The sequence below is a fragment of the Xanthomonas sp. NCPPB 3200 genome (assembly GCF_056393585.1).
Genome location: NZ_CM150785.1, coordinates 3,020,832 through 3,047,313 on the forward strand (window position 1 = coordinate 3,020,832; position 26,482 = coordinate 3,047,313).

Annotated in this window: 26 protein-coding genes and 1 tRNA gene; 2 read left to right on the forward strand and 25 right to left on the reverse strand. The window is 66.6% G+C overall.

Features of this window, described 5'->3' with window-relative positions; translation table 11 throughout:
- Positions 1–3: 3 nt before the first annotated feature.
- The 11 genes from nuoH to tpiA form a co-directional block, all read right to left on the reverse strand.
- Positions 4–1,095: an NADH-quinone oxidoreductase subunit NuoH gene (gene nuoH / locus AC06DU_RS13160; RefSeq protein ID WP_024937976.1), complete on the reverse strand. Its 1,092-nt coding sequence runs from the start codon at positions 1,093–1,095 to the stop codon at positions 4–6.
- Positions 1,092–3,326 (reverse strand): NADH-quinone oxidoreductase subunit NuoG, encoded by a 2,235-nt coding sequence (gene nuoG, locus AC06DU_RS13165; protein ID WP_478202602.1) that lies wholly within the window; start codon positions 3,324–3,326, stop codon positions 1,092–1,094. The genes nuoH and nuoG overlap by 4 nt, the downstream gene beginning before the upstream one ends.
- Positions 3,323–4,657: an NADH-quinone oxidoreductase subunit NuoF gene (gene nuoF, locus AC06DU_RS13170; RefSeq protein WP_024937978.1), complete on the reverse strand. Its 1,335-nt coding sequence runs from the start codon at positions 4,655–4,657 to the stop codon at positions 3,323–3,325. Before nuoF ends, nuoG begins: the two co-directional genes overlap by 4 nt.
- Positions 4,658–4,660: 3 nt before the next feature.
- Positions 4,661–5,188, reverse strand: a complete 528-nt coding sequence (gene nuoE, locus AC06DU_RS13175; protein WP_016902996.1) for an NADH-quinone oxidoreductase subunit NuoE — start codon at positions 5,186–5,188, stop codon at positions 4,661–4,663.
- Entirely contained in the window at positions 5,185–6,492 is a 1,308-nt protein-coding gene (locus AC06DU_RS13180) for an NADH-quinone oxidoreductase subunit D (RefSeq protein ID WP_478202603.1), read from the reverse strand. Before AC06DU_RS13180 ends, nuoE begins: the two co-directional genes overlap by 4 nt.
- Complete coding sequence (locus AC06DU_RS13185; RefSeq protein ID WP_016902994.1) at positions 6,489–7,241, reverse strand: NADH-quinone oxidoreductase subunit C; 753 nt, start codon at positions 7,239–7,241, stop codon at positions 6,489–6,491. The genes AC06DU_RS13180 and AC06DU_RS13185 overlap by 4 nt, the downstream gene beginning before the upstream one ends.
- 36 nt (positions 7,242–7,277) lie before the next feature.
- On the reverse strand, positions 7,278–7,832 hold the full coding sequence (locus tag AC06DU_RS13190) for a NuoB/complex I 20 kDa subunit family protein (protein ID WP_016944318.1): 555 nt from the start codon (positions 7,830–7,832) through the stop codon (positions 7,278–7,280).
- Positions 7,823–8,179: an NADH-quinone oxidoreductase subunit A gene (locus AC06DU_RS13195; RefSeq protein ID WP_478202604.1), complete on the reverse strand. Its 357-nt coding sequence runs from the start codon at positions 8,177–8,179 to the stop codon at positions 7,823–7,825. The genes AC06DU_RS13190 and AC06DU_RS13195 overlap by 10 nt, the downstream gene beginning before the upstream one ends.
- 102 nt (positions 8,180–8,281) lie before the next feature.
- A tRNA-Leu gene (locus tag AC06DU_RS13200) sits at positions 8,282–8,366 on the reverse strand.
- 49 nt (positions 8,367–8,415) lie between these two features.
- Positions 8,416–8,889, reverse strand: a complete 474-nt coding sequence (gene secG, locus AC06DU_RS13205) for a preprotein translocase subunit SecG (RefSeq protein ID WP_024937981.1) — start codon at positions 8,887–8,889, stop codon at positions 8,416–8,418.
- A gap of 33 nt (positions 8,890–8,922) precedes the next feature.
- Positions 8,923–9,678 (reverse strand): triose-phosphate isomerase, encoded by a 756-nt coding sequence (tpiA, locus tag AC06DU_RS13210; protein ID WP_478202605.1) that lies wholly within the window; start codon positions 9,676–9,678, stop codon positions 8,923–8,925.
- 113 nt (positions 9,679–9,791) lie between these two features.
- Here tpiA and AC06DU_RS13215 point away from each other — a divergent pair, with 113 nt between their 5' ends.
- Complete coding sequence (locus AC06DU_RS13215; protein ID WP_226427595.1) at positions 9,792–10,592, forward strand: SDR family NAD(P)-dependent oxidoreductase; 801 nt, start codon at positions 9,792–9,794, stop codon at positions 10,590–10,592.
- Positions 10,593–10,873: 281 nt separating this feature from the next.
- Here the strand turns inward: AC06DU_RS13215 and AC06DU_RS13220 are convergent, their stop codons facing one another.
- From AC06DU_RS13220 to trpB, 10 genes are all read right to left on the reverse strand, one after another.
- The gene (locus AC06DU_RS13220; protein ID WP_016902989.1) at positions 10,874–11,302 is read right to left on the reverse strand and encodes a group I truncated hemoglobin; all 429 of its coding nucleotides are present in this window, start codon (positions 11,300–11,302) and stop codon (positions 10,874–10,876) included.
- The gene (locus AC06DU_RS13225; protein ID WP_180969708.1) at positions 11,302–12,174 is read right to left on the reverse strand and encodes a DUF3034 family protein; all 873 of its coding nucleotides are present in this window, start codon (positions 12,172–12,174) and stop codon (positions 11,302–11,304) included. The genes AC06DU_RS13220 and AC06DU_RS13225 overlap by 1 nt, the downstream gene beginning before the upstream one ends.
- The gene (locus tag AC06DU_RS13230) at positions 12,171–14,537 is read right to left on the reverse strand and encodes a putative bifunctional diguanylate cyclase/phosphodiesterase (protein WP_478202606.1); all 2,367 of its coding nucleotides are present in this window, start codon (positions 14,535–14,537) and stop codon (positions 12,171–12,173) included. The genes AC06DU_RS13225 and AC06DU_RS13230 overlap by 4 nt, the downstream gene beginning before the upstream one ends.
- A complete protein-coding gene (locus AC06DU_RS13235; protein WP_478202607.1) occupies positions 14,534–15,226 on the reverse strand; it encodes a methylamine utilization protein in 693 nt (230 codons plus the stop codon). Before AC06DU_RS13235 ends, AC06DU_RS13230 begins: the two co-directional genes overlap by 4 nt.
- Before the next feature lie 200 nt (positions 15,227–15,426).
- On the reverse strand, positions 15,427–16,365 hold the full coding sequence (locus tag AC06DU_RS13240) for an isopenicillin N synthase family dioxygenase (protein WP_016902985.1): 939 nt from the start codon (positions 16,363–16,365) through the stop codon (positions 15,427–15,429).
- Between the two features lie 123 nt (positions 16,366–16,488).
- Positions 16,489–17,838, reverse strand: a complete 1,350-nt coding sequence (glmM, locus tag AC06DU_RS13245; RefSeq protein WP_024937989.1) for a phosphoglucosamine mutase — start codon at positions 17,836–17,838, stop codon at positions 16,489–16,491.
- An 82-nt stretch (positions 17,839–17,920) separates the two neighbouring features.
- The gene (accD, locus tag AC06DU_RS13250) at positions 17,921–18,805 is read right to left on the reverse strand and encodes an acetyl-CoA carboxylase, carboxyltransferase subunit beta (protein WP_046343350.1); all 885 of its coding nucleotides are present in this window, start codon (positions 18,803–18,805) and stop codon (positions 17,921–17,923) included.
- Between the two features lie 207 nt (positions 18,806–19,012).
- Positions 19,013–19,819 (reverse strand): tryptophan synthase subunit alpha, encoded by an 807-nt coding sequence (gene trpA, locus AC06DU_RS13255; RefSeq protein ID WP_478202608.1) that lies wholly within the window; start codon positions 19,817–19,819, stop codon positions 19,013–19,015.
- A 40-nt stretch (positions 19,820–19,859) separates the two neighbouring features.
- Complete coding sequence (locus AC06DU_RS13260; protein WP_016903690.1) at positions 19,860–20,069, reverse strand: hypothetical protein; 210 nt, start codon at positions 20,067–20,069, stop codon at positions 19,860–19,862.
- A complete protein-coding gene (trpB, locus tag AC06DU_RS13265; protein WP_016903691.1) occupies positions 20,069–21,286 on the reverse strand; it encodes a tryptophan synthase subunit beta in 1,218 nt (405 codons plus the stop codon). The genes AC06DU_RS13260 and trpB overlap by 1 nt, the downstream gene beginning before the upstream one ends.
- A gap of 106 nt (positions 21,287–21,392) precedes the next feature.
- On the opposite strand from trpB, the gene AC06DU_RS13270 reads away from it, so the two are divergent.
- The gene (locus tag AC06DU_RS13270) at positions 21,393–22,313 is read left to right on the forward strand and encodes a LysR family transcriptional regulator (RefSeq protein ID WP_478202609.1); all 921 of its coding nucleotides are present in this window, start codon (positions 21,393–21,395) and stop codon (positions 22,311–22,313) included.
- A 133-nt stretch (positions 22,314–22,446) separates the two neighbouring features.
- Here the strand turns inward: AC06DU_RS13270 and AC06DU_RS13275 are convergent, their stop codons facing one another.
- From AC06DU_RS13275 to AC06DU_RS13290, 4 genes are read right to left on the reverse strand one after another with little or no spacing between them, the layout of a single operon-like run.
- Positions 22,447–23,115 (reverse strand): phosphoribosylanthranilate isomerase, encoded by a 669-nt coding sequence (locus AC06DU_RS13275; protein ID WP_016903693.1) that lies wholly within the window; start codon positions 23,113–23,115, stop codon positions 22,447–22,449.
- Entirely contained in the window at positions 23,112–23,885 is a 774-nt protein-coding gene (gene truA, locus AC06DU_RS13280) for a tRNA pseudouridine(38-40) synthase TruA (RefSeq protein WP_016903694.1), read from the reverse strand. The genes AC06DU_RS13275 and truA overlap by 4 nt, the downstream gene beginning before the upstream one ends.
- Positions 23,886–23,923: 38 nt before the next feature.
- Complete coding sequence (locus AC06DU_RS13285) at positions 23,924–24,310, reverse strand: VOC family protein (protein WP_104568255.1); 387 nt, start codon at positions 24,308–24,310, stop codon at positions 23,924–23,926.
- Complete coding sequence (locus tag AC06DU_RS13290) at positions 24,307–26,277, reverse strand: motility hub landmark protein FimV (RefSeq protein ID WP_478202610.1); 1,971 nt, start codon at positions 26,275–26,277, stop codon at positions 24,307–24,309. The genes AC06DU_RS13285 and AC06DU_RS13290 overlap by 4 nt, the downstream gene beginning before the upstream one ends.
- Positions 26,278–26,482: the final 205 nt, after the last annotated feature.

Here is a 26,482-nt window from a genome sequence, read left to right on the forward strand (position 1 = left end):
CAATTACACGCCCTTCTGGATCACGCCGTAAAACACCATCAACGCCGTCACTGCGATCCACACGATCGTGAGCGGAATGAACACCTTCCAGCCCAGACGCATGATCTGGTCATAGCGGTAGCGCGGGAAGCTGGCACGGAACCAGATGTAGGCGCTGGCGAAGAAGAACACCTTCATCAGCAGCCACGGCCAACCGCCCTTCCACACCCAGTCGATCCACGGCGAGATATCCGCATTGACCCAACCCTGGATGGGACTCAACCAGCCGCCGAGGAAGAAGATCGAGATCAGGAAGCTGACCAGGATCATGTTGGCGTACTCGGCCAGGAAGAACAGCGCGAACGCACCGCCCGAGTACTCCACCATGTGGCCGGCGACGATTTCCGATTCGCCTTCCACCACGTCGAACGGCGCGCGGTTGGTTTCGGCGACGCCGGACACCCAGTACACGATGAACAACGGGAACAGCGGAATCAGGAACCAGTCGAAGAAGCCGGAGCTGCCCGCCTGCGCGAACACGATCTGGCTCAGGTTGACGCTGCCGGAAGCAATCATCACGCCGACCAGCGCAAAGCCCATCGCGATTTCGTAGCTGACCACCTGCGCGGCCGAGCGCATCGCACCCAGGAACGCGTACTTGGAGTTGGACGCCCAGCCGGCCAGGATGATGCCGTACACGCCCAGCGAGGTCATCGCCAGCAGATACAGCAAACCGACGTTGGCGTTGGACAGCACCAGCTGCGCGTCGAACGGCACCACCGACCAGGCCGCGAAGGCCGGCGCCAGCGTCAGCAGCGGCGCGATGATGAACATCGCCTTGTGCGAGCTGCTCGGTTGCACGATCTCCTTGAACAGGAGTTTGAACACGTCGGCGAAGGCCTGGAAGATGCCCATGCCCACGTACATCGGCCCGTGACGCACGTGCATCCAGCCGATCAGCTTGCGCTCCCAGACCACGTAGAAGGCCACCGACACGATCACCGGCACGGTGATCAGCAGGATCTTCAGCACGGTCCACAGCACCACGCCGCCATCGCCCAGACCGACAAACCACTGGTGCAGGGGATCGACCAGGTTCAACAGCAATTCGTTCATGCAGCCACCACCGTTACACGACCGGCACCGAGCGGCGCGGTTGCGCCATGGCCGGATTCGATCCACACCGTGCCCGGTGCGACGCGCTTGTCCAGCACCACCGGCAACGTCGCCTTACCGGCGTCGGTACCGACCTTGACCATCTGACCAGCGCCGACCTGCAACTGCGCAGCCTGCTCCGGATGCATCGCCACACACGGCGCGATGTTGAGCGGATGCGATTGCAGCGCGGCGGCGCGACGCACCACCGCATCGGTGCGATAGATCGCAGCGGTGGCGGCAACTTCCAGCCCGTCGCTGCTCGCAGCCGGCTGCGCCGAGGCGACAGGGCTGACGGAACGGTTCTGCATGCCGGCACGCAGGCCGACCAGATCGATGAATTCGAAACCGGCCAGACCCAGCTCGCCACCGAGTGCACGCAGTACGCGCCAGCCTTCGCGCGCTTCGACTGGCAGACGACCGGCGGCACGTGCGGTCTGCACGCGGCCATCCAGATTGGTCAGCGATGCGTCGATTTCCGGCAGCGCACCGATCGGCAGGATCACATCGGCCACGTCGCGCGTCGAGGCGCAGGCGAACTGGCTGAACGCGACCACCTTGGCACCCGCCAAGGCGCTGCGTGCAGCGGCGGCATCGGCGAAATCCAGCCCCGGCTCGATGCCATACAGCACGTAGGCCTGGCGCGGCTGCGTCAGCATGCCGGCGACATCGCGTGCGGTCGGCAGCACACCCTGCGACACCAGACCGACCGCGTTCGCACCCTGCGGGATGCGGCACAGCGAGGCGCCGGTTGCAGCGGCGAAGTCGCGTGCAGCGGCACGCAATGCGGCAGCCTGCGGGTGGTTTTCGGCCAGTGCGCCGACCACGATCACGGCGCGCGTGGCGCCCTTGACCGCATCGCGCAACGCCGCATCGTCCAGAGCACCGGCCAGCTGCGACGGCGCAACGACCGTGCGGCTTGCCTGGGTGAAGGCAAAATCGAAATCGACCGGGTTGACCGAATGGATCTGCGTTCCGTTCTGGATGCTGGCCTTGCGCAGGCGTGCATGCAGCAACGGCAGCTCGTGGCGTACGTTGGTGCCGAACAGCACCACCACATCGGCGCGCTCGATCTCGGCCAGCGGCGTGGCGAACACTTCGGCCACCGCGGCATCGGAGAAATCACGGTTGAGCAGGCGGTGATCCAGATTGCCGCTGTTCAGGCCTTCGGCCAGACGTGCGAGCAAGGCGCCCTCTTCGTTGGAGGTGGACGGATGCACCAGCACACCGAGCTGATCGCCGGCGTTGTCACGCAGGATCTGCGTCGCGGCGGCCAGACCTTCGGCCCAGCTCACCTCGGTCCACTGTCCGTTGACCTTCTTCAGCGGCTTGACCGCACGGTCTTCCGCATACAGGCCCTGATGCGAATAACGATCGCGATCGGACAGCCAGCACTCGTTGACCGCCTCGTTCTCGCGCGGCACGGTGCGCAGCACTTCGCCGCGACGCACGTGCAGGAACAGATTCGAGCCCATCGCATCGTGGTAGCCGAGCGACTCGCGTGCCATCAGCTCCCACGGACGCGCACGGAACTGGAACACCTTGTTGGTCAGCGCGCCGACCGGGCAGACGTCGATGACGTTGCCGGAGATTTCGGTGGTCAGCGGCTTGCCGTCGTAGGTACCGATCTGCAGGTTCTCGCCGCGATACATGCCACCCAGCTCGTAGGTGCCGGCAATGTCTGCGGTGAAACGCACGCAACGGGTGCACTGGATGCAGCGGGTCATTTCGGTGGCAACTAGCGGACCGATGTCCTCGTCCGGCACCACGCGCTTGCGCTCGTTGAAGCGGCTGACCGAACGGCCGTAACCAAGCGACACGTCCTGCAGTTCGCACTCGCCGCCCTGATCGCAGATCGGGCAGTCCAGCGGATGGTTGATCAGCAGGAACTCCATAACGCTGCGCTGGTATTTCAGCGCCTTTTCGCTCCGCGTGGTGACCTTCATGCCGTCCATCACCGGCGTGGCGCAGGCGGGCGACGGCTTCGGGGATTTCTCGACATCCACCAGGCACATGCGGCAGTTGGCCGCGATCGGCAGCTTCTCGTGGTAGCAGAAGCGCGGGATCGGGATGCCGGCCTTGTCGGCCGCCTGGATGATCATCGAACCCTTCGGCACCACCAGGGACTGCCCGTCGATCTCGACGGTGACATGGTCCGGTGGCACGTTGGGGTTCACTGGTTGGGCGCTCATGCGGCCACTCCGACGTGCGTGTCGACGATCGAACGACCGTTGACGATGTAGTACTCGAACTCGTCCCAGAACTGGCGCAGGAAACCTTGGATCGGCCACGCCGCCGCCTCGCCGAAGGCACAGATGGTGTGTCCTTCGATCTGGCCGGCAACGGTGCGCAGCTGATGCAGGTCTTCCATCGTGGCCTTGCCGGCAACGATGCGCTCCAGCACGCGGTGCATCCAGCCGGTGCCCTCGCGGCACGGGGTGCACTGGCCGCAGGATTCCTTGTGGAAGAACTGCGAGATGCGGCAGGCGAAGCGCACGCAGCACACGCTGTCATCCAGCACCACGATCGCACCCGACCCCAGGCCGGTGCCGAGCGCACGCAAGGTGTCGTAGTCCATCTGCAGCCCGGCGACCTGGTCGGCCTTCAGCACCGGCATCGACACGCCGCCAGGCACCACGCCCTTGAGCTTGCGGCCCGGACGCAGGCCCCCGGCCATTTCCAGCAATTCGTCGAAGGTGGTGCCGAGCGGCACTTCGAAATTGCCGCCCTTCTGCACGCAGCCGGACACCGAGAAGATCTTCGGGCCGCCGTTCTTGGTCTTGCTCAGCCCCAGGAACCACTCTGGGCCGTTGCGAATGATCGCCGGCACCGACGCATAGGTCTCGGTGTTGTTGATGGTGGTCGGCTTGCCGTACAGGCCGAAGTTGGCCGGGAACGGCGGCTTGTAGCGCGGCTGACCCTTCTTGCCTTCCAGCGATTCCATCAGCGCGGTTTCTTCGCCGCAGATGTAGGCGCCGGCACCCAGCGCACCGTAGATATCGATATCCACGCCGCTGCCGAGGATGTTCTTGCCCAGCCAGCCGTTGGCATAGGCATCGGCCAGCGCCAGCTCGAAGTTCTCGAACGGCTCGTGGTGGAACTCGCCACGCAGATAGTTGTAGCCCACGGTCGAGCCGGTGGCGTAGCAGGCGATCGCCATGCCCTCCACCACCGAGTGCGGGTTGTAACGCAGGATGTCGCGGTCCTTGCAGGTGCCCGGCTCGGATTCGTCCGAATTGCACAGGATGTACTTCTGCATCGTGCCCTTGGGCATGAACGACCACTTCAGGCCAGTCGGGAAGCCTGCGCCGCCACGGCCGCGCAGGTTGGACGCCTTGACCATCTCGATGACGTCGGCCGGCGCGATCTTCTCTTCGAGGATCTTGCGCAGCGCGGCGTAGCCACCGGTTTTCAGATAGCTCTCGTACGACCACGGGGTGTCGTAGTGCAGCGTCGTGTAGACGACCTGATGCGGCAACGGCGCCGGACCGACCGGGCCTGAGGGTGCGTGATGATGTGCCATGTCTTACTCCAGCCCGTCCAGCAGCGCGTCGACCTTCTCTTTCGTCAGGTGCTCGTGGTAATGGCCGTTGATGACCATCATCGGCGCTGCAGAGCAGGCCGCCAGGCACTCTTCTTCGCGCTTGAGGTAGACGCGGCCATCGGCCGTCGACTGCCCCAGCTTGCAACCCAGTTTCTTTTCCGCGTGCGCCAGCAGATCTTCGGCGCCGTTGAGCCAGCAGCTGATGTTGGTGCAGAACGCCACGTTGTGGCGGCCGACCTTCTCGGTCTCGAACATCGAGTAGAAGCTGGCGACCTCGTAGGCCCACACCGGCGGCAGGTCAAGATACTTGGCCACGCCGACAATCAGCTCGTCGGTCAGCCAACCCTGGTTCTGCTCCTGCGCAGCGTGCAGGCCCTGCAGCACGGCCGAACGCTTGCGATCGGGCGGGAACTTGCTCAACCAGTGATCGATGTGCGCGCGCGTCTTGTCGCTCAGCACCACCTGCGGATCGACGTCGCGCGCCGCTTCGAAATTACCCGTCGCCTTCATCGGTCAACCTCACCGAAAACCAAATCGTAAGTACCGATCATCGCCACGACGTCGGCCAGCAGATAGCCACGCACCACTGCGTCCATCGACGACAGATGCGCAAAGCCCGGCGCGCGCAGATGCACGCGGAACGGCTTGTTGGCGCCATCGGACATCAGATAGCAGCCGAATTCGCCCTTGGGCGCTTCAACCGCGCAATAGGTTTCGCCGGCCGGCACGCAGTAGCCTTCACTGAACAGCTTGAAGTGATGGATCAGCGCTTCCATGTCGTCCTTCATGCCTTCGCGGCTTGGCGGAGCGACCTTGAAATTGGTGACCATGACCGGGCCGGGGTTGCCCTTCAGCCACTTCACGCATTGCTTGATGATGCGGTTGGACTCGCGCATCTCGGCCACGCGCACCAGATAGCGGTCGTAGCAGTCGCCATTGGTGCCGACCGGTACATCGAACTCCACCGCGTCGTACTTGGCGTACGGCTGCTTCTTGCGCAGGTCCCATTCGATGCCCGAGCCACGCAGCATCGGGCCGGTCATGCCCCAGGCACGCGCCAGATCCGGGCTGATGATGCCGACGTCGACGGTACGCTGCTTCCAGATACGGTTATCGGTCAGCAGCGTCTCGTACTCGTCCACACGCGACGGGAACGTATTGGTGAAATCCTCGAGGAAGTCCAGCATCGAGCCTTCGCGCGCTGCATTGAGCTTCTTCAGTGCCCCGCCCTTGTGCCAGCGGGATTCCTTGTACTTGGGCATGCGATCGGGCAGATCGCGATACACGCCGCCGGGACGGTAGTAGGCAGCGTGCATGCGCGCACCACTGACCGCCTCGTAGACGTCCATCAATTCTTCGCGCTCGCGGAACGCGTACAGCATCACCGCCATCGCGCCCAGGTCGAGCGCGTTGGAACCGACCCACATCAGGTGGTTCTTGATGCGGGTGATCTCGTCGAACATGGTGCGGATGTAGTGCGCACGCTCGGGCACTTCGATGCCCATCAGGGACTCGATCGCGCGCACGTAGGCGTGCTCGTTGCACATCATCGACACGTAATCCAGGCGGTCCATGTACGGAACCGACTGGTTGAACGGCTTGGATTCGGCCAGCTTCTCGGTGCCACGGTGCAGCAGGCCGATATGCGGATCGGCACGCACCACGGTCTCGCCGTCCATTTCCAGGATCAGGCGCAGCACGCCGTGCGCCGCAGGATGCTGCGGGCCGAAGTTCATCGTGTAATTGCGGATTTCCTGCTTGCTTTCGGCAGGATTGCTCGCGAAGGCATCGGTTGCCTGGCGGAACTCACTCACTTGGCGGTCTCCGACTTGCCCACTTCACCAGCGGCAGTCTCATAACGGGCGTCGTCGCGGATCACGCGCGGCACACCGACGCGCGGCTCGACCGAGGTCACCGGCTCGTACACGACACGCTTGCGCTCATCGTCGTAACGCACTTCGACGTTGCCGATCAGCGGGAAATCCTTGCGGAACGGATGGCCGACAAATCCGTAGTCGGTCAGGATGCGGCGCAGGTCCGGATGGCCATCGAAGACGATGCCGAACAGGTCGAAGGCTTCGCGTTCGAACCAGTTCACGCCGGGCCAGATATCGGTCAACGAGGCCACCATCGGTACCTGCTCGTCCGGTGCGTAGCAACGCACGCGCAGACGCTGGTTGTGCTGGTAGGAGATCAGCTGCGCGACCACCGCAAAACGCTGCTTGGGCATGTGCTGCGGATGGGCGCCGTCGGAGCTTTCCTGGCTGGGAAATTCGCCCCAGGCGAAACGACCGACGGCCTTGCCCTCGACGCCGCGGCTGAAGCCCTGCGACGACACGTCGGCGGTATCCCACTCGTCGCTGCCGTAGCCCAGGTAATCGACGCCGCACAGGTCGCTGAGCTGTTCGAAACCGAGCTCGTCGCGCAGGGCCAGACAGGTGGCGTGCCAATCGGCCGCAGCGACTTCCAGCGTCACTTCGCCGCGCGGCAATGCCACGGCGATCTGCGCACCGGCGAAACGTGCCGCAAGTCGGTCAGTGAAGGAAGATGCTTGCTCTGCCATGGGGGCTTGGCTGCTCTCAGTAGAAGAAGACGGGTGTCAGCGCGCGATGGTCTGGGTACGCCAGATCTTCTTCTGCAGCTGCAGGATGCCGTATACCAGCGCCTCGGCGGTCGGCGGGCAACCCGGGACGTAGATGTCCACCGGCACGATGCGATCGCAACCGCGCACCACCGAATACGAATAGTGATAGTAGCCGCCGCCATTGGCGCAGCTGCCCATCGAGATGACCCACTTCGGGTCCGGCATCTGGTCGTAGACCTTGCGCAGCGCCGGGGCCATCTTGTTGACCAGCGTGCCGGCCACGATCATCACGTCGGACTGGCGCGGCGACGGGCGGAACACCACGCCGTAGCGGTCCAGATCCAGACGCGCGGCGCCGGCATGCATCATCTCGACCGCGCAGCAGGCCAGGCCGAAGGTCATCGGCCACATCGAGCCGGTGCGCGCCCAGTTCAGCAGCGCATCGACGCTGGTGGTCACGTAGCCCTTCTCGAGCAGCGGGTTTTCGCCTTCCGGGCGCAGGATGTCTTCCACCCGGCCTTCCGGCATCGGGTTGGTCATCAGACGATCCAGGGTCTGAATCACTCCCATTCCAGCGCTCCCTTCTTCCACACGTAGATAAAGCCGAGGAACAACATGCCGACGAACAGGCCCATGGTGACCAGCGAACGTGCGCCGATCTCCATGAACACCTGTGTCCACGGCACGATGAAGATGATTTCCAGATCGAACACGATGAACTGGATCGCGATCAGGTAGTAGCGCACGTCGAACTTCATGCGCGCGTCTTCGAAGGCTTCGAAGCCACACTCGTAAGGCGAGAGCTTGTGCGGGTCCGGACTACGCGGACCGAGGAATCGACCGACCAGCATCAGCACGATGCCGATACCGGTGGCGACGATCAGAAACAGCAGACTCGGCAAATATTCGGCCAGCACAGCGATTCTCTCTTGCCTCTGCCCGCACGCGCCGCGTGCCGGCATGGGGTATAGGCAGACCCCGCGCGCGACCAGCGATGCGCAGGAACTGCAGCCAAACAATGGTGCCCAAGAGGGGACTCGAACCCCTACGACCTAAGTCGCTACCACCTCAAGGTAGTGCGTCTACCAATTCCGCCACCTGGGCATACGTTGCGCCGCTGGGCATCCCAGTGCGCAGCGTATTGTAACCGGCTTCAGCGTTTTTGTGCTGGTTCTGAAGCGTTTTCTTCGCGTGCCGCGGGCACCTGCTGTGCCGGTGCGGACTGCGCCGGCGTTGCAGCCGGAGTTGCGGCGGGCACTGGCTGCGAAGGAGCGGTCGGGACTGCGCCAGCAGCCGGTGCCTGCGGCAACGGCTGAGTCAGCTCGCCCGCGGCGGCGGGCGCCGGGGTGGCCGACTGTGACATCACGCCCAGGTTCTGGTCGGTCGGACGTGCGCCGTGGGTGGCGTACCACGCCATGAACAGGCTGATGCTGAAGAACACCACCGCCAGCCACTTGGTCGATTTGGACAGGAAGTTCGACGCACCCTGCGAGCCGAACACGGTGCCCGATGCGCCGGCGCCGAAGCCGGAACCGGCTGCCGCACCCGCACCACGCTGCATCAGGATCAGCGCAATCATCGCCAGCGCGACCAGCACGTAGACCACATTGAGGATCAACATCAGCATTTCGAAATCCGTCCCCGGACAAAACTTAATGGGTTAACAAGCGGCCGCCGCACACGCGATGGCCAGGAAATCCTCGGCGACCAGCGAGGCGCCTCCGACCAGCCCGCCATCGACGTCGGGCTGGGCAAACAGCTCGCTGGCGTTATCGGGCTTGACACTGCCCCCGTACAGGATGGGCAGAGAATCGGCGATTCTAGCATCCGCCCTCGCGACTTCGCCACGCAGGAACGCGTGCACCGCCTGCGCCTGCTCCGGGCTGGCGGTGCGGCCGGTGCCAATGGCCCAGATCGGCTCGTAGGCGAGCACGGCGCGGGCAAAGCCCGCGCTGCCCACCAGCGCCAGCACCGGCTCGAGCTGGGCGCGCAGCACCGCCTCGGTCTGGTCGGCCTCGCGCTGCTCCAGCGACTCGCCCACGCACAGCACAGGAATCAGCCCGGCATGCATGGCGGCGGCGAATTTATGCGCCACCAGCTCACTGCTCTCTCGATGGTACTGGCGCCGTTCGGAGTGGCCGACCAGCCCGTACTCGGCGCCGACATCGACCAGCATCGTGGCCGAGACTTCCCCGGTGTAGGCGCCCTTCTCGTTACTGCTGACGTCCTGGGCACCGAAACACAGATGGTGTTCCTCGAAATCCTCGATCAGGTCGCCCAGGTAAGGCAGTGGCGGCAGGATGACGACATCGACACCCTCCAGGGGCATGTGCGCAGCGATCTGGGCCACCAGTTCGGTGGCGAAGGCGCGGCTGCCATGCAGCTTCCAATTTCCGGCAACGATCTTTCGACGCATCAGGCGCAGGTTCCTGAGTGGAAGACAGGCGACAGAATAGCCCATGCCCTGTCGGCAGCCGGCACACTTCTGTCCATTGCCTGTCCTTCCCCCTCCTCCACCAGGAACCTGCCATGTCCGTTTCGCCTGTCTTCGCGCTGGTCACCGGCGCCTCGAGCGGCATCGGCCGCGAGATTGCGCGTGCCTATGCAAGGCGTGGCGTGCCGCTGATCCTGACCGCGCGCCGGGTCGACCGGCTGCAGGCGCTGGCCGAGGAGTTGCGGCCCTTGGTGCAGGTGGAAGTGGTGCCGGCCGATCTGGGCGATCCCGCCGCGGTCGAAGCATTGGTTGCGCAGATCCAGCGCAATGGCTGGACGGTGGGCACCCTGGTCAACAACGCCGGCTACGGCGTGCCGGGCCGCTATCTGCACAACGACTGGGCCATGCACGCACGCTTTCTGCAGGTGATGGTGGGCGCGGTGTGCGAACTGACCTGGCGGCTCTTGCCGATGATCCGCGCCAGCGGCCAGGGCCGCATCCTCAATGTGGCCTCGTTCGCCGCACTGACGCCGAGTGCCGACGGGCAGACGCTGTACGCAGCCAGCAAGAGCTTCCTGCTGCGCTTCAGCGAATCGCTGGCACTGGAGAACGCCGACTGCGCGGTCAAGGTCTGCGCGCTGTGTCCCGGCTTTGCCTGGTCGGAGTTTCACGATGTCACCGGCACCCGCGCGGCGATGTCCAGCCTGCCCCGCTGGGCGTGGCTGCAGGCCGACGACGTGGCCGAGTACGGCATTGCCGCACTGGAACGCGGCCAGGTGCTGGCCGTACCGGGCTGGCGCTATCGCCTGGTCAATGCGGCCTTGCGCGTGATGCCGCATGCGCTCGCACTGCGCCTGATGGCGCGCGGATCGCAGCGGGTGCGTCCGTTGCGGTGAGGCGGCTGCGCATCGGCTACCTGCGGCATCACGGGTGCGCAGCCACGCACCCGCGACTGCGCGGCGTTTGCAGCAGCCAGTTGGCCCGTTGCCATGGCCACGACCGATACCGGCCGCGGCCTCGCTCCTGTCTGCGGCGCAGGGCGACTGGCAACACGTCGCGAGCGGACGTCAGATGCCATGGACGCCTTCGCCAGAGCCGCAGTCCGTGGCTGTAAACATGTTGTTACGAGGAGCAACCATGCGCGCCCATCGCTGCGCGCAGCAGCGGTGCGACACCCTCAGTGATTGACGATTTCGCCATGCATGGCCGCCAACCGCGCCAGCAGACGGTTCTGCGTGCGGCGCGGAATCTTGCGCTGATCCATCGCCCAGTTCAGATCCTCCACCAGCGCATTGAAGTCGCCTTCGCGAATGGCCAGGTGCGCGTGCGCCTGCTGCATCGACTTGGCGGTATCCGGGCACGGGCCGTCGGCGACATGGCAGAACTTCTGTACCAGGCGCTCGTTGAGCATCACGATGTTGACGCGCGCGAACTTGTCGACGATGCGTTGGTCGTCGGCGATGCGCGACAACATGGTTTCCACCAGCGCTTCGATCCCGGCCTGCCCGCCGAGTTCATCGTAGAGCGTGGGGCGCGGTTGCGTGGTGGCGCAGGCACTCATCAGCGCCAGCATGCACAGCAAGGGCCAGCGCAGCCGTCGATTCATCAGAACGCCACCTGCAGGGAAAGATAGGGACCGCGCTGGTCGGTGAGCGTGGCGATGTCGCCAAGCTCGGCCCAGGCCGCGGTCAGGGACACATGCTTGCTGGGAAACCAGGCCACGAATGCATCCGCCCAGGCCTGCTCGCGGGCGAAGCCGAGGTTGTCGGGCTTGTCGCGATATTCCACGCCGACCACCCACGCCGGCGACAGCACGACGGCGGCGCTGGCTTCGCCGACCAGCCGATAGGCGTTGCGGCGATCGCCACCGAAACCGAGCAAGCCGGTCTGATTGGCGCGGGTCGCGCGCAGCGTGCCGTTGAGCAGCAGTTGATAGCCGCCCGCGGCCTGCAGGAACAAGCGGCTGGCACTGACATACACATCGGTACCGTGATCGTCGCGCGCGCCGATCGCCAGCGGCAGCGTGCCATTGCGCAGGCGTTTGTACTGCACGCCCACGCTGACCTGCGGCGCATGTCCGTAAACCAGATCGCCGTAGACCCGCAGCTTGGCGCCGAACACGTCCTGACCAAGCGCATTCCATGGCAGGCCCAGCCGATCCTGCAGGGTGCCCAGATCCAGCCGTTGCCGCGCCAGCGAAAGTTCCAGCCGGTTGCCGACCGTCAGCGCGGCACCTTGCGCGTCGAGCCGATAATCGCCGCTGTCCACATGCGTGGCGAACAGCACGCTGCCCAGTTCGTCGCGGGTGCCGTAGCCCGACAGCGTGGCCCACGGCACGATGCCGCCACCGCTGCTGCCTTCGATCATCGACACGCCACCGGTGGCGAGCAGGCGTCCGTCGCCGGCGATCGCCGACGCGGGCGCGCTGGCCAGCCCGGCCAGTGCCACAGACAGCAGCGCGCCCCGCCATTTGCTCATCGATGCACTCCTGCCTGCGCCGCCGGCGCCAGATCGAGTTGCCGCATGCACCAGGCGACCAGCGGCACTTCTTCCAGTGGCGGCGAATACAGATAGCCCTGCACCATGTCGCAGCCATAACCGCGCAGCAGCCCCAGCGCGGTGGCGTTCTCCACGCCTTCGGCGATCACGCTCAAGCCCAGGTTGTGCCCCAGATCGATCGTGCTGCGCACGATGAACGCATCGTCGGTGCCCTCGGCCAGTTGCATGACGAAGCTCTTGTCGATCTTCAATTCGTTCACCGGCATGCGCTTGAGTTGCGCCAACGAGGAATAGCCGGTGCCGAAGTCGTCGATGGACAGACGCACGCCGACGCTGCGCAGCTGGTGCAGCATGTGCAGCGCCGATTCGACATCGCGCATCAGCGCGCTTTCGGTCAGTTCCAGCGTCACCGACTGCGCCGGCACCGCGTGATGCTCCAGACGGCCACGCACGTAATCCGGCAGGCCGGGATCGGACAGATCCAGTGCGGAGAGATTGATCGCCATGCCCAGTTCCAGCCCCTGCCTGCGCCATTGCGCCTGGCAGCGCAGCGCCTCTTCTAGCACGAAGCGGGTCAAGGGATGGATCACGCCGGAGTGCTCGGCCAGCGGGATGAATTCGTCCGGGCCGATCGCCCCGAGCACCGGGTGCTGCCAGCGCACCAGCACCTCGACCTGTTCGACGCGATCGTTGCGCAGGCAGATCTTGGGCTGGAAGCGCAAGGTCAGTTCGTTGCCGCCGATGGCCTGACGCAGATCGCCGGTCAGGCGCAGCCGGCGCAGATGCTGCTCGTCCTGGCCCAGGCGATACACGCTGGCGCCGACGGTGGTGACGTTGCCGCCCTGGCGCCGTGCGATGTCCGCGCGCCGCAACAAGGTATCCGGATCGGCGCCGTGTTCGGGAATCAGGGCGATGCCGATACTGGCTTCCAGCTGGATGCGCGCCTGCGGCAGCGCCAGCGGGCGGCGCAACTGCAGCAGCAAGCGCTGCGCATCCTGCTGCACGGTGGTGACATCGGTCTGCGCCACCACCACCATGAATTCGTCGCTGCCCAGCCGCCCGACGAGATTGGGTTCCTGCACCACGTCGGCAAGGCGGCGGCCTGCTTCGACCAGGACCTGGTCGGCAAAATCGTGGCCCAGGCTGTCGTTGAGTTCCTTGAAGCGTTCCAGATCCAGGATCAGCACTGCGGCCGTGCCGCCGGAGGCCACGGTCTGCTCCACCACGTCCTTCAGCCGCTCCAGCAACCAGATGCGATTGGGCAGACCGGTCAGGGCATCGTGGCGCGCCTGATGCAGGATGTGCTGCTCGCGACTGGCGATCTGCTGCTGCATGCGCCCGAAGCTGTCGGCCAACTCGGCCAGTTCGCGCCCGGAGGGCACCTCGACCGCGGTGTGGTAGTCGCCGCGCTGGATGCGCCGCGCTGCCTGCACCAGCTGCGCGACCGGCCTGCTGACGCTGCGCGCCAGGAAGATCGCCACACCCAGCGCCGCAGCCGTGGCCAGGCCCGCCAGCAGCAGGATGCGCAACTTGAGCACGCGGTACGGCGCCACCGCGCGATCCAGCGAGGCCTGCAGCGCGACCCGCACATGGCTGTCGCCCTGGATCGACTGCAGTTTGACCAGGTAACGCGACTCGGCCAGCGTCAACGCGACCGCCGCGCCCTGTGCGCGTTCGGCGGTCGGCAACTGCTGCGCGAACTCGGCGCGCGCAGCCGGCTCCAGCGTGGACGCCAGCACCCGCACCGGCGGACCATCGGTGAAGAAGGTCGCATCCAGCCCGGTGGTGGAACGGAAATCCTGTGCGAGACCGTCGCCGGATTCGTTGCCGATCGCGATCCAGCCCACCCGGCTCGGTGCCAGTACCTGCACCACCGCCAGCCGCACGATGCGTCGGTCCAGTGCGACCACGCCCACCGCACGCCCATCGCGCTGCGCCTGCTGCAGCAGGGTCTGCACTGCGCGCAGCTGTTCGGTTTGCGGCAGATCGGCAAGCCCGGTCAAAAATTCGCCATCCGGGGCCAGCAGCAGCGCGGTCTGCGCCGACATGCGCGCGGCGTGGTTGCGCAATGCCGATTGCATGGTCGGCACATCGCCACTGGCCACGGCCGCACGGAAACCGAAATCGTCGGCCAGCACCGAGGCCGACTGCAGCAGTTGTTCGTCGCGGCGCAGATTGATGCGTTGCCAGACGCGTTCGCCGATCTGCAGCTCTTCGCCGAGCTGCGCCTTGACGCTGCGCTCGGTGGCGACCTGCACCGCGATGAAGGTCAACGCCTGCGTGGCGAGCACGACCAGCACCAGAAACGCCGCGATGCGGGTATGCAGGCGCATGGCCTTCATGGCTTGGGCTTCTGCGGGTCGGCGCGGCGGAACTTGTCCTGCAGCGCGCGCACGCGCGCATCCGGAGGTGCCACCGCCGGTGCGGCGCCGGTGGTCTGCAAGGTCACGCGCCGTTGCACGGCCTCGCGCGCAAGCGCCACCGTCTCGGCGAGTGCGGCGCCCTTGATGCGCGGATGCCAGACCCGCAAGGTGTAGTTGCCTGCCGGCGCGTCCAGCTGCACGCGACCGTCGCTGCCGGTCTTGCCGAAATACGGCGTGTCCAGCACCACGATATAGCCCAGCATCCAGTCGTGGATATTGCAGCCCACCGTCACCAGACCAGCCTGGTCAAAGCGCACCGGCGCGGCAGTGCTGCCCTGGAACAGCGGCAACTCAAAACGCTTTGCGGCAGAGAACGAATAGACCTGATGGCGAATCTGGTCGTTGTTGGGAAACCGCACCAGGGTACCGGTGCGCACCGCCAGCACCGCAGGCACGAACTGCGAGTTGACCTGGTCCATCTCGACGGTCCTGGGCGCCCCACCGGCGGCCACCGGACGTGCCGGCTCCAGACTCACTACCGCATCGACCAACATGCCGTTGGCATCGACGACGGTCACGCTGAGCGGCGTCGCCCACGCACAGCTTGCGGCGCAGTACGCCAGCAACCCCAAAACCGGGCCGATCCGTTTGAACCACTGCGTCTGCATGCGCCCCCCAAGCCTAGTGCAATCGGCAGCGGGCGCCAGGCGAATCCGACGTCGCGCTAGCGATCAGACTGGGTTATCGGCTGAGGTGAATGCAAGCTTTAACCGGCCGCCAGCAGAATTTTATGAATCAAACTGTGGCGGAGGTCATCGCCGATGCTGCGAGCGCAGCCGCTGGCTGCGCTGTCGCGGCTGCAAACGGATTACTTCAGCTTGATCTCACGCAGACGTTCTTCCAGAAAACCGTGCGCGGTAATCGGCTCGGGGTAGCGGCTCGGATTGTCGGCGGTGATGCACGAAGGCAGCACGTCGATGAGGAAATCCGGATTGGGGTGCAGGAAGAACGGCACCGAATAGCGCGGCTTGCGCGCCTGTTCGCCCGGCGGATTGACCACGCGATGGATGGTGGACGGATACACGTGGTTGGTCAGGCGCTGCAGCATGTCGCCGATGTTGACCACGATGGTGTCGGCGTCGGCAGTAAACGGCACCCACTCGCCATCGTTGGAGCGCACTTCCAGACCGGCCGCGCTGGCACCCACCAGCAAGGTGATGAAATTGATGTCGCCGTGCGCACCGGCACGCACGTTGGGGATGTCGTCGCTGGTGATCGGCGGATAGTGGATCGGCCGCAGGATCGAGTTGCCGTTGTTGGTCTTGTCGACAAAGTAGTCCTGCGGCAGGCCGATATGCAGCGCCAGTGCCGACAGCACGCGCGAGCCCAGCTGGTCCAGCTGCTGGTACAGGCGATAGCCGCGCTCACGGAAGCCGGGGACTTCTTCGGGCCACAGGTTCGGCGCCATCACCGCGCGGTACGGCGAATCGTCCGCGATCTCGCGACCGATATGCCAGAACTCCTTCAGATCGAAATGCTTGGAGTCCTTGGCGGTCTCCACGCCGAACGCGGTGTAACCGCGCGCACCGCCGCTGCCTTCCACGTGATAGCGACGCTTGACCTCTTCGGGCAGGGCGAAGAACGCCTTGAACACGTCATACGCCGCGTCGATGTCCGCCTGCGCGATGCCGTGGTTGCGGATGCCGGCAAAGCCCCACTGCCGATAGGCCGCGCCGAGCTCGGCGACGAAGGCGTCGCGGTCGCTGTCGAAACGGGTGATGTCCAGGGTCGGGATGCGGGCGCTCATACGGATATCTGCAGTTGAAGTCGGAAGTCGAAAGGAAGGCCTGCCGCTCAGGACAGCAGGCGATACAACAGGTAGAACGTCGCGGCCTTGGCAAAGACCACGCACACACCAATGATCAGCGACTCACGCCGCGTCACGCACGGCTCCGGAAAGACGGTCGAGCGTGTCCTGCATCAGGCCGGCGTCGTCGGCTTCCACGGTCACGCGCACCACCGGCTCGGTGCCGGACGGACGCAAGAACGCGCGCCCACGCCCCTGCACGGCGGCCTGCGCCTGCTGCAGCGCCTGCTGCACGCCGGCGGCCTCCACGATCGCCTTGGCCGCCCCGCCCCCCAGCCGCACATTGACGGTCTTCTGCGGCACCTTGCTCAGGCTGCCCAGGGCCTCGCGCAGGCTCTGCCCATCGCGCCCCAGTGCCTCGAGCACCTGTAGCGCACTGACGATGCCATCGCCGGTGGTGGCGCGATCCAGGCACAGCAGGTGGCCGGAGGTTTCGCCGCCCAGCGTGCCGCCGCCCTCGACCAGGGCCTGGTGCACGTAGCGGTCGCCGACCTTGGCGCGCTGGAACGGGATGTGCAATGCGGCCAGCGCCTGTTCCAGACCGTAGTTGGTCATCAAGGTGCCGACCACGGTGCCGGTGAGCCGGCCGCTGGCCTGCCAGGAGCGCGCGAGCACGTAGAGCAGATCGTCGCCATCGACCGGGTTGCCCTGGTCGTCGGCCATCAGCACGCGGTCGCCATCGCCATCGAAGGCGATGCCGAGCTGCGCACCGCTCTCGCGCACCTTGGCGGCGAGGTTGTCGATATGGGTGGAGCCGACACCGGCGTTGATATTGAGCCCGTCCGGTGCGGCACCGATGACGACCACGTCCGCACCCAGCTCGCGGAACAGCATCGGCGCGATGTGGTAGGTCGCGCCATGCGCGCAGTCCAGCACCATCTTCAGGCCGTGCAGGGTGAATCCGCGCGCCACGCTGGCCTTGCAGAATTCGATGTAACGGCCGATCGCATCGCGGGTGCGGATCGCCTTGCCCAAGCGCTCCGATTCCACGGTGTGGAACGGCTCGTCCAGCGCGGCCTCGATCGCCGCTTCGGTGGCGTCGTCGAGCTTCTCGCCTTCGGCAGAAAAGAACTTGATGCCGTTGTCGTAATGCGGGTTGTGCGAAGCGCTGATCACCACGCCGGCGTCGGCACGCAGGGTGTTGGTCAGGAAGGCGATGGCCGGGGTCGGCATCGGGCCGATCAGCTGCACGTCGGCGCCGGCGGCGACCAGGCCGGCTTCCAACGCGGCTTCGAACATGTAGCCGGAAATCCGGGTGTCCTTGCCGATCAGCACCAGCGGGCGCTTGCTGCGGCCCTGGGTGAGCACCCGACCGAGCGCATTGCCCAGCCGCAGCACGAAATCGGCCGAGATCACGCCCTGCCCGACCCGACCGCGGATGCCGTCGGTTCCAAAATACTTGCGACTGCTCATGCGTTACGGTGTTCCTGCCTACGGGTGGACGCACGCGCAACGGCGCGTGCGACGGTGTCGCGCATGCGCGCAACCACTGGCCTCATGCGGCCGCGTCCTGCGGATGCGGCTGGCGCATCATCATCGCGGTCAGATCGGCGATGCGGTCGCGCATGTCGCGGCGGTCGCAGATCTGGTCGATGGCACCGTGGTCGAGCAGGAACTCCGAACGCTGGAAGCCTTCCGGCAGGGTCTCGCGCACGGTCTGCTCGATCACGCGCGGGCCGGCGAAGCCGATCAGGGCATGCGGCTCGGCGATATTGATATCGCCCAGCATCGCGAACGAGGCCGACACGCCACCGGTGGTGGGATGGGTCAGCACCGAGATGTACGGCAGACCGGCTTCGCGCAGGCGACCGAGCGCGGCGGAGGTCTTGGCCATCTGCATCAGCGAGAACAGGCCCTCCTGCATGCGCGCCCCGCCGCTGGCGGAAAAGCACACGAACGGGCAGCCGACTTCCAGCGCCACTTCGGCCGCGCGTGCGAAGCGCTCGCCGACCACCGAGCCCATCGAGCCGCCCATGAAGGCGAAGTCGAAGGCGGCGGCGACCAGCGGATTGCCCTTGAGCGTGCCGCGCATGGCGATCAGTGCGTCGTACTCGCCGCTGCTCTTCTGGCTGGCCTTGATGCGCTCGCCGTAGCGCTTCTGGTCCTTGAACTTGAGCACGTCGACCGGGCCCAGCTGGGCGGCGATCTCGGTGGTCGCGGTGTCGGGATCGAACAGCGAGTTCAGGCGCGCGCGCGCGCGGATCGCCATATGGTGGTCGCACTTGGGACACACCTCGAGGTTCTCCTCGAGCTCGGGGCCGTACAGCGCGCTGCCGCAGTTGCTGCACTTCTCCCACAGGCCCTCGGGGACGCTGCGCTTCTTGGCCGGGGTGTTCTCGGTGCGGATGCCGGAGGGCATCAATTTGCTGAGCCAGCTCATGCGTGTATGACAATCCATGCAGGGCGGCCATGTGGGCCGCAGAGGGGCGACAGTCTAACGCGCCGGGAGAAAGCCGAGGTAGCGCGGAGGCTAAATGCGGGGCCGGCGTGGCCCGGCCAGCGTCTGCCGCGCCGGCGCTTGAAGGCAGGCGCGCCAGATGGCGCGCAGGCCGCGCCGTCTCCCCCGGAGCAGAGAGCGGCGTTGGCTTCAGGCCTGGTCGAGCGCCTGGCGCAGTGGGGCCAGGAAGGCTTCGGCGCGTTCGCGGGCGCTGCGGACGTCGGTGGCTTCGGCCAGCGCGGCGACCAGGGCGCTGCCGACCACCACCCCTTCGGCGTCGACGGCCATCGCGGCGGCGCTGGCGGCATCCTTGATGCCGAAGCCGGCCACCACCGGGGCGCCGGCACGCCGGCGTAGCTGGCGCAGGCGGTCGCTGGCGGCGTGGGTGTCGAGCAGATTCGAAGCGCCCGTAACGCCGGCGAAGCTGACGTAGTACAGATAGCCCTGGGCGCTGCTGCACAGCATGTCCAGGCGCTGCTCGCTGGTGGTCGGCGAGGCCAGTGCGATCAGGGCCAGGCCGACCTCGGTGAAGATGGCGCGGGTCTCGGCCGCTTCTTCGGGCGGCAGATCGACCAGGAGCAGGCCATCCACACCCGCAGCGACGGCGGCTTCGGCGAAGCGTCGGGTGCCGTGGATCTCGATCGGGTTGAGGTAGCCCATCAACACCACCGGCGTGGCGGCGTCTTCGCGACGGAATTCGTGCACCGCCTCCAGCACGTAGGCCAAGCCGGCACCACGGCCCAGCGCGCGCTCGGAGCTGCGCTGGATGGTGGGGCCGTCGGCCATCGGGTCGGAGAACGGCACGCCCAGCTCGATGACGTCGGCACCGGCACGTACCAGCGCGTGCATGACCGGTACGGTGGCTTCCAGCGACGGGTCGCCGGCGGTGATGAAGGGGATGAGCGCCTTGCGGCCATCGGCGCGCAGGCGCTGGAAGGTTTCGTCGATACGACACATTGAAAGACCTTGCAAGAAAGTTAGAGGCGGTGCGACCGCTTCAATGGATGTCCTGGTACATGGCAGGCGGCAGTTCGGTCAATGCCTGGGCCTCGACCTCGAGGTCGAAACTGTCCAGGCAGCAGCCGCAGCCGCTGTTTTCCGAGCAGCTGCGGATCTGCGGCGCCCAGCGGTCGAGCCAGGCGAACAGCAGCTCCTGCTCGCCCGGCTGGTCGGCCAGCGCGGTCACGGTGACGCGCCGCAGTGGCATCAGACCTGCACGCCTTCGCGCGCGGCGATGGTGTGCACGTCCTTGTCGCCGCGGCCGGACAGGTTGCACAGGATCAGCGCGTCCTTGGGCATCTCGCGCGCGAGCTTGATCGACTGCGCCACCGCGTGGCTGGATTCGAGCGCGGCCAGGATGCCTTCGGTATGCGCCAGCAGATGGAAGGCGGCCATCGCTTCGTCGTCGGTGATGCCCTGATAGACCGCGCGGCCGCTGTCGGACAGGAAGGAGTGCTCCGGGCCCACGCCCGGGTAATCCAGCCCGGCGGAGATCGAATGGGTTTCGGTGATCTGGCCGTCGTCGTCGCAGATCACATAGGTGCGGTTGCCATGCAGCACACCGGGGCGCCCGGCCGCGATCGACGCCGCATGACGGCCGCTGGCGATGCCGTCGCCGGCCGCTTCGGCGCCGTAGATCTTGACGCCCGGGTCGTTGAGGAAGGCATGGAACAGGCCGATCGCATTGCTGCCGCCGCCGACGCAGGCGCTGATCGCATCCGGCAGGCGGCCGAAGTCTTCCAGCATCTGCGCGCGCGCTTCACGGCCGACAATCGCATTGAAGTCGCGCACCATGCGCGGATACGGATCCGGGCCGGCCACGGTGCCGATGATGTAGAAGGTGTCCTGCACGTTGGTGACCCAGTCGCGCATCGCCTCGTTGAGCGCGTCCTTGAGCGTGGCCGAGCCGGAGGTCACCGGGATCACCGTGGCGCCCAGCAACTTCATGCGGTAGACGTTGATCTTCTGCCGCTCGATGTCGGTGGCACCCATGTAGACCACGCACTCCAGGCCCAGCCGCGCGGCGACCGTGGCACTGGCGACGCCATGCTGGCCGGCACCGGTCTCGGCGATGATGCGGGTCTTGCCCATGCGGCTGGCCAGCAGGGCCTGGCCGATGGTGTTGTTGATCTTGTGCGCGCCGGTGTGGTTCAGGTCCTCGCGCTTGAGCAGGATCTGCGCGCCGCCCACTTCGCGGCTCAGGCGTTCGGCGTGGTAAATCGGGCTGGGCCGGCCGACGTAATGCTTGAGATCCTTGTCGTACTCGGCAATGAAGGCCGGATCCTGGCGCGCCTGGTCGTAGGCGGCAGCCAGTTCCTGCAACGGGCCGATCAAGGTCTCGGCGACGAACCGGCCACCGAACTTGCCGAAGTGGCCGGCAGCGTCCGGATAGGCGTGAAAGTCACTGATGGGCTGGGCCGACATGGGAATCCTCTGCAGCGATGCGGTCATACAAGAGGCATTACTGTAGCGCAGCCACGGCGTGCGATAAATCGATAAGATTGCCGCAACCTGTGACCTGGACTCACATATGAGCACCCTGCTTCCCCCGCTTGCAGCCCTGCGCGCGTTCGAATCCGCCGCGCGTCTGCAGAGCGTCAGCCGGGCCGCGCAGGAGTTGCACGTGACCCATGGCGCCATCAGCCGGCACGTGCGCTCGCTGGAACAGGCGCTGGGCGCGGCGCTGTTCACCCGCCAGGGTCGCGGCCTTGTGCTGACGCCTGCCGGCGCCCGGCTGCGCGATGCGACCGGCGAAGGCTTTGCACTGATCGGCGACACCTGGGCGGCATTGCGGCGCCCCAGCAGCGAGGCGCCGCTGGTGCTGGGCTGCTCGGGCAGCCTGCTCGCGCGCTGGGTCATCCCGCGGCTGGGCCGGCTGCAGCGGGATCTGCCGCAGGTGCGCCTGCACCTGTCGGCCAACGAGCAGGCGCCCGGCCCGGATCTGGACGGCCTGGATGCGGCCCTGCTGCTGGACACCCCGCCCTGGCCAGGCGACTGGCAGGTGCACGAGTTGGGGGTGGAGTGGATCGGTCCGGTGCTGAGTCCGCAGCTGGCATCGGCGACGCAGCTCGCTGGCAGAGCGCCTGACGCCCTGCTCGATCACGCCTTGCTGCATACCCGCTCGCGCCCGCAGGCCTGGCCGGAATGGGCGCAAAGCCACGGCGTGGCAGCCGAAGTGCTGCACTTCGGCACCGAATTCGAACATCTGGTCTACCTGCTGGAAGCCGCCGCCGCCGGCCTGGGCGTGGCGATCGCACCGCAACCGCTGGTTGCCGCGGACCTGGCCGCCGGACGCCTGCTGGCGCCCTGGGGCTTCACGCCAACCCGCGGCCGCTGGGTGCTGTGCGCCGCAAGGCGCAACCCCGATCCACGCATCGAACAGCTCGCCGGCTGGTTGCGCAGCGCACTTTCAGAAGATCAGCAGCGCACCACGGATGCCGCAAGCGTCTGATTTGAGAGCTCAGTGGTCTGCGAAACAGCGACCGAACAATCGATCATCAGAGAAGCGAAAGATCTAGGGCAATCAAAACAACGAAGCAGACTGCCCACTCCGATTCCCCAATCCCGATTCCCGAATCCCCAACTCACCCCATCTCGTGACAATCGGCCCGGCGCACTTCTTCGACGAACTTGCGCATCATGTGGCCGTCCTTGATCCCGGGCGCCAGCTCCACGCCGCTGGACACGTCCACACCCCACGGCAGCGTTGCCACGATCGCGTCGAACACATTGTCGGCGGTGATGCCACCGGCCAGCAGAAACGGGCGATGCAGGCCGGTCGGCAGGCGCGACCAATCGAAGGTCTTGCCGGTACCGCCGCCTGCACCGGGCGCATGGCTGTCGAACAGGAAACCGGCGGTATTGGGGAAGGCGAGCTGCAAGGTTCGCGCGTTGGCGTCCTCACCATTCATCCCGCCGCTGCCCATCGGCACCGCCTTCAGATACGGCAGGTTGAAGCTGCGGCAGAACGCGTCGTCTTCCTCGCCATGGAACTGCAGCAAGGTCGGACGTACGGTGCGCACCACTTCGCGCACTTCTTCCTTGGAGTTGTTGCGGAACAGCGCCACCACATCGACCATCGGCGCGGTGGCCTGGCGCATCGCGCGCGCCTCGGCCGGCGCCACGCGGCGCGGGCTGCCATGCGCAAAGATGAAACCTACCGCGTCCACACCCAGCTCGCCGGCCAGTCGGATATCACCGGCGCGAGTCATGCCACAGAACTTGATACGGGTGCGGTACAGCGATCGATTCATTGGGTTACCTCAGCGGGCAGATGCCACTCTGCGGGATACAGCGGCCCGACGAAGACCAGGCCTTGTGGCGGCGCTGTCGGCCCGGCCACCGTGCGGTCGCGGCCGGCCAGCAGCGTCGCGATCCAGTCGCCCGGTTGTTCCCCGGTTCCGATCAGGATCAGCGAGCCAACAATATTCCGCACCATGTGATGAAGGAATGCATTGGCCTGGACCTGCACCTCCACCACCTCGCCGATGCGTTGCACGCTGATGGCCTGCAGGTTGCGGCGTGCATGCAGGGCCTGGCACTGCACGCTGCGAAATGCGCTGAAGTCGTTCTCGCCCAGCAAGGCCTGCGCGGCTGCGTGCATGGCATCGGCATCCAGCGGGCGCCGCTCCCAGCTCAAGGTCTGGCGATACAGCGCCGGGCGTATCTGCCGATTGAGCAGGCGATACCGATAGCGGCGTGCGCGTGCGGAAAACCGCGCATGGAAGTCGGCGGCGGCCGGCACGCACCAGCGCACCGCGATCGAGGGCGGCAGACGCGCGGTAGTGCCCAGCATCCAGCCACGCGGCTCGCGGCGCGCATCGCTGTCGAAATGCACCACCTGGCATTCGCCATGCACCCCGGCATCGGTGCGGCCTGCGCACACCACCTGCACCGGGGCATCGGCCACCGAGGACAGCGCCGCCTGCAGGCTGGCCTGTACGCTCGGTCCGCCATGTTCCCCCAACTGCTGCCAGCCCTGGAACTCGCTGCCGTCGTACTCCACGCCCAGCGCGTAACGCATCGGAACCTGCCTGTTATCGAATCGATGGAGCGCGCGGACTAGCCGACCGCGCGCTCGGACCACACTGCCAGCGTGTTACCGCCCGGCTCGCGGAAATGAAAGCGGCTGCCGCCGGGAAAGCCGAACACCGGCTTGACGATCTCGCCACCGGCGGCAAGGATCTGCTCGGCCATGGGCTCCAGCGCGTCGGCATACAGCACGACCAGCGGGCCAGCGTCTGCCGGCGCTACCGCGGTGGCGCGATAGAAACCGCCGTCCAGACGACCGTCGTTGAAGGCCAGATAATCCGGGCCATAGGCCTGAAACTGCCAGCCGAACACGGCTTCGAAAAAGGCGCGGCTGGCCTCCAGATCGAGCGAGGCGAATTCCACGTAATCGATGCGGCGCTCGCGCGCGGCGGCCATGCTGTCCAGCGCCGGGCTCATGCCAGGCGTTCCAGCAGTTCGGCGGCCTCGGCGCGGCTGGCCTCGTCGCCGGTTGCGGCGACTTCCAGCAACAGGCCGCGTGCGGTGTCCGTGTCGCCAAGGTCCATGTAGGCCACGGCCAGTTCCAGACGATCGCGCCCTGCCGAGACGAACTCCCTGCTGTTCACCGCGCTGGGCGCAGCGGCCGGCGCGATGGGGGCCGGATCGACATCCAGGCGGTCCTGCGTGGCGACCGACGCGGACGGCATGCCCGGCGGCAAATCGCTGCTGGCGTGTGCAACGTCACCGTGCGGCGGCTTGCCGTCTTCCGGCTGCGCGTGCGCGGACCTTGGCGGCTCCGGCACCGCTTCCTCGGGCGCGACGAACGCCGGCTGCTCTACCGGAGGCGCTGGCGGCGTTGCGCGCAGCGAGCGCCAGTCATCGCTGGCGACCACCGGCGGCGCGGCGGCAGGCTCGGACAGCACCGGCTCACGGCGCAGCACATCGGACAGCGGTTGCTGCGCCTGCTGGGCGCGTTCTTCCTCGCGCAGATCGGCCTGCTCGAATTCGGGGTCGTGCAGCACATCGTGTTCGCTGGGCACGGTGGCCTGCGCATCGTCCTGCGGTTCGGCGGCGTCTGCCGCGGCACCGACCGGCACGAAATCGAACTGACGCCGCGGCAACGGCGGCAGCGGCGAGGGTTTGCGCCGGCGCGCCGCCAGCCAGGCGACGACCGCCGCGACGATCAACACCAGGCCACCGATCAGCCACAGCGGGAACCCGCTGCCCTGCTGTGCCGCAGCCGGCGTTTCCGACAGGCGCTTCTGCGCGGCCGCCAGGTCGGTGTCCTTCATGGCGATCAAGGCTTGCTGTTGCTGCTTGAGCTTTTCCAGATCGGCCACGCGGGTGCGCAGATCCTGCAATTCCGCATCGCGGGTGGCGATGTCTTCCCTGGCCTGTTGCAACTGTTGGTTGGCCGCCATGTCGCCCTCGCCTTCGGCACTGGTGCCGGACGTGGCGCCGGCGGTGTTGGTCTGACTCGCCACTGCAGGGGCGATCTCGAGCCGCGCGCCGGCACCTGCCGAGGCCGCCGCTGCGGCAGGCGCGGGCGTTGCGGCCGCAGCGCCGGCCTCGGCCGGCTGCGGAACCGCCGAGCGCGCCTGACGCCACTGCGCGGCCTGCTCGCGCACCATCACCGCCGCTTCGGCGGCGCCGACCTGCGCCAGCGCATCCTCCTGCGGGGTGCGCAGCACTGCGCCCTGCTTCAATCGATTGATGTTGCCGCCGATGAAGGCGTCCGGGTTGGTACGCAGCAGCGCCAGCATGGTCTGGTCGAGCGAATGCCCGCTGGAACGGGCCACCGCGGCAGCGATCTCCGACAAGGTCTGGCCCGAGCGCACCGCCGGCAACGCATCGCCGGCCGGCGCCGGCGCGGCAGCACGCGTGCTGGAACGCGTGCCGGGCGCCGCCGCGTCGGCGGCCTGTCCGGCGCGTTCAGCGGCGGCTGCGGGCGCGGCGGCCGGTGCGCGTGCGATGGCATTGCTGGCCCCGGCGCGCGGCGCCTCGATGCCTGGCTCGGCGATCGCCGCGGCGGTGTTGGGCGCATCGACCAGTGCGGAATACTCGCGCACCAGCCGGCCCTGACCCCACTCCACCTCGATCAGGAAGTTGATCGCCGGCTGCTCCACTGCCTGGCTGCTGGTCACACGGATCACCGCACGCCCGCGCGCGTCCTGCGCGAACTGGAACTGCAGGTTGCTGACCAGGCCCTGCGGGCGCTCCAGGCCGACCCGTGCAAACGTGGTGGCCGATGCAAGCGCCACGCGTGCGTTGTCGAGTTCGCCCGGCTCGTTGGAAATGACCGGAATCTCGGCCACCAACGGCTGCCCGGGCCTGGACAGCACCCGGATATCGCCCAAGCCCAATGCCATGGCAGCGCCACTGCAGGCCATCAGCAGCAGCGCACCTATCCCTTGTATCGGACGCATCGCGCCCCCGCCCCTATGTTTCATGGGCATCAATATAGCCGCTGCATGAGCGAAAAAGTCGGCGACCCGACGCAGAGCGCAGATGCCGCCGCGATGCCGCGATGCGACATGCATGCTGCAGCTCATCGGCAACGCATGGGTAGGAGCGCACTTGTGCGCGATGAGGCTTCACTGGGAGAGCTTCATCGCGCGCCAGCGCGCTCCT